This window comes from Vibrio sp. 10N.239.312.C11 (assembly GCF_041466065.1).
Classification (GTDB): Bacteria; Pseudomonadota; Gammaproteobacteria; order Enterobacterales; family Vibrionaceae; genus Vibrio; species Vibrio tasmaniensis_A.
Genome location: NZ_JBFSRZ010000142.1, coordinates 1 through 1,174, shown reverse-complemented (window position 1 = coordinate 1,174; position 1,174 = coordinate 1). Strand labels below are relative to the sequence as shown.

Genomic DNA, 1,174 nt, shown 5'->3' with positions numbered 1-1,174 from the left:
CTAATCGGGAGCCGTTCTTGTGTCTAAATCTCACTTCGCACTAAGTGCAGTTACGTTAAATTCAATTCCTCACATTAGAATAAATGTAGCCATCTAAAATTCAAAAAAACGTTTTAAGTCTTTGATTTTATATTGACCATGAAAGGTTAAATAGGCATAAATCAACGTATAAATACTGCATCTCGCCGTATAGAAAGCTTTAACTGGTAAAAGGAGTATTAACATTGGAAGAGCTTATAGCCCAGTATACGGGGGCGAATGAAGATGAAAGGCTAACTCGACAGTACATCACACAGCTAGAGTTTGACACAACAATGCATAAACTAATGCCTTATTTGTCAAATGGTAAATCGGTGTGTGAGTTGGGAGCAGCTACAGGACGCTATTCTTTGACTTTTGCAAAAATGGGCTGTGATGTAACAGCTGTAGAGCTTGTGCCTGACCAAGTCGATATTTTAAACACCAAAGCAAAATCTGAGGGCATCGAATTAAAAGTGTTTGAAGGTAATGCATGTGAAGTGCCATTTATCGAAAGCAACTCTCAAGATCTTTGTGTAATCCTAGGCCCTCTTTACCATTTGAAAACTCAACATGAGAGAGAGCTGGCGATCAATGAAGCATTGCGAATTTTGAAGCCGAATGGAGTGTTAGCAGTTGCCTACATATCTCGTTTTTTTGTAGCGGGACTGTTCGCTCAGCAATTTCCAGAACTAGTAACCCCAGAGGTACTAATTGAGCTAAATAAACATGGCACAGTTTCAAACTCGAAAGCAGATAGATTTTTCAACATAGGGTACTTTGCCACACCAACTGAAGTGGAAAGTTTGGTACAAGACAAAGGTTTTAGTGTTATCGGACACTCTGCGACAGATGGTTTTGGACGCTATATATCTAACGGTGTAAATAACTTTACGCCATCTCAATATCAAACTTGGTTAGACTATCACTTAATAAATTGTGATGAACCAACTTTATTGGGGTCAAGCAATCATGGCTTAGTGGTAGCTAGAAAAGTCAGTTATCAAACTGTTTAAGAGTGATTCGCAATGCTTGGCGTTAGAAATCTGGTGTTCATTATTCCTATTATGTTAAACGGGCGAGTTAGCTATCAAAAACAGTCCACAGAGCCCCTCAAAAGCTCCTAGTTGCGATTTAGGACACCTGATCAAGGCAA

1 protein-coding gene is annotated in these 1,174 nt (G+C 39.2%); it reads left to right on the top strand.

All coding sequences use genetic code 11. From position 1 onward, the window contains the following. Nucleotides 1–224 precede the first annotated feature (224 nt). Nucleotides 225–1,034, top strand: coding sequence for a class I SAM-dependent methyltransferase (locus AB6D07_RS23000; protein ID WP_102458428.1), 810 nt, complete (start codon nt 225–227; stop codon nt 1,032–1,034). Nucleotides 1,035–1,174: the final 140 nt, after the last annotated feature.